Annotated in this window: 1 protein-coding gene; it reads right to left on the reverse strand. The window is 54.5% G+C overall.

Annotation, left to right across the window (positions count from 1 at the left end):
- Window positions 1-507: 507 nt before the first annotated feature.
- The gene (locus HMPREF2857_RS10240) at window positions 508-1,956 is read right to left on the reverse strand and encodes a nucleobase:cation symporter-2 family protein (RefSeq protein ID WP_070644156.1); all 1,449 of its coding nucleotides are present in this window, start codon (window positions 1,954-1,956) and stop codon (window positions 508-510) included.
- Window positions 1,957-2,211: the final 255 nt, after the last annotated feature.

Below are 2,211 nucleotides of genomic sequence, written 5' to 3' on the forward strand. Positions count from 1 at the left end.
GGGTCGTGGTAGCCAGTTCCCGTGTGGGGTTGGGCTGCTGCGGCCCACTTTTGTACCTACGGGTAAACAACATTTAATCGACAAATGTCGCAGCTTATATCTCGGGGTAGCTACCGATTTGGCTTAATTGCGGGTACTTAGAAGGGTCCGATGCGCAGTACACCGGTCGGAGGCTCCTCGAATTCTGGCACTGAGCTTGTTGGCATGTCCGATTCAGTTATTGCACTTCTGTGATTACCACCGCCACTCATCCCGACATGCAGATACCGCGCTTCAATGGGGCTTTATTGCCAAGCTGTCCAAATAGGGATCCATACGCTTATTTGGAATTCGTCCTGATTCTTAAGCCCTACCTACGAGACAACGCGGCGCCGTCCTCGATCGCGCCAAAAGGAAATCCCGTATGGGCGAGGTATTTCCTGCGCCCATACGGGAATGTGTTGTATTTAGTCACGCCAGCGCGGTCTGGGATTGAGCTATCGAGCCGCGCTGATCAAAGTACCGAAGTTAGCTATTGCTGCTCGGCTTAGCTGGTGGGACGTCGCCGTAGCCGTCGTGGTCCTTATCTTCAGAGTTGATACCTCCGCGGAAGGTGTCGTGAGCGCTCGGAGTAACTGTGTGCGGTGCACGGTCGGCGGTGTTGAACAAAAGGTTCAAGATGATTGCTGCGACGGAACCTACGCAGATTCCTGAGGCCATAAACGTTTGTGCCCACGCCGGCAGTCCGGAGAATAGTTCGGGCGATACAGCAGGAAGCAATGCCAGTGCCAACGGAATCCCAACTACGATCACGTTGGATTCAGTGAACTTAACCTTGGATAGGGTGCGGACGCCGGATGCTGCGACCATGCCGAACAAGGCGATACCGGCACCTCCCAAAACTGGAGCTGGGATAGCAGCAACGAGAGCGGCCGTCTTTGGAATCAGGCCCAGAATCAGCAGCATTCCGCCTGCAGCTGCGGTAACCCACCGGGATCGTACGCCCGTGATGGACAGGACGCCGATGTTCTGGGCAAACGCCGTGTATTGGAAGGTATTGAAAATACCGCCGATCACGGTCGCAGCACCGTCGGCACGCAGTGTGTCGGCAATACGGCGATTATCAATCTCGGTCTCGGTAATCTCACCGATCGCAAGCACATCTCCAGTCGCCTCGACCATAGTCACAAGCGAAACAATGCACATGGCAAATACAGCCGAGAAGACAAACTCAGGCATGCCGAAGTAGAACGGATGTGTCAACCCAAAGATTGGTGAGTCCTTAGTCCCAGACCAATCCACCATTCCCAATGGAATGCACAGCAGCAACCCAGAAATCATGCCCACTAGAACGGCGATTCGGGCGAGCCATTCCGGTGCCCAACGCTCAATACTGAGAATCAAGACCAACACAAACACAGCTACTGCCAAGTTTTGGGGCGTGCCGAAATCAGGAGTGTCCTTGACTTCAGCACCGCCACCAACCCAGTCAGCTGCGACTGGCATAAGCGTCGTACCGATAATCAATAGCACCGTGCCGGTGACCAACGGCGGAAATAGACGTAGAAGCGATGCAAAAAGCGGTGCAAAGAGCATCATGAAAATGCCCGATGCAATCACCGAACCGTAGATTGCGGGCACGCCGTATTGCGATCCGATAGTGACCATCGGAATGGCGGCAGAGAAGGTACAGCCCTGAATCAGTGGTAGCCGCACGCCAAATCGCCAAATGCCCACCGACTGCACGATGGTGGCGATGCCGGCAACAAACAAGTCCGCGGCAATTAGGTGCGGAATATCGGATGGGGACATACGCCCGGCATCCACAAGTGCCCAGCCCACGAAAAGCGGGACTGCCACCGCGCCTGCATACGCGGCGAGCACATGTTGAAAGCCGAGTACAAGCAGTTTCACATGGCCTGGATACTCATCGACCGGATGGACGGTCCGAGCATCGGTCTTCGTTGATGTAGTCACGGTTCGACTTTAGTTCCCTAGTCCAGCTTTTCCTCACTGGAGCTTTCTATTGGGGTGGTTTCGCTCCATCTCGCTTTACGACGAGGCTTTCGGGCCACGTCATTCTGCTGAGATAGTTCGTTAGTGTGCGTGAGCGGCCGGTGAACGAATGCATTGCCGAACAGCTTTAAGTGAAACTCTACGGTTATGGTCTTCTCTTAGCTCGAAAGTGCCCTAGAAAAGCATTGTGACCTGGGGGTTCGCTTTATGTGTGAA

This window comes from Corynebacterium sp. HMSC076C10 (assembly GCF_001812455.1).
Classification (GTDB): domain Bacteria; phylum Actinomycetota; class Actinomycetes; order Mycobacteriales; family Mycobacteriaceae; genus Corynebacterium; species Corynebacterium jeikeium_D.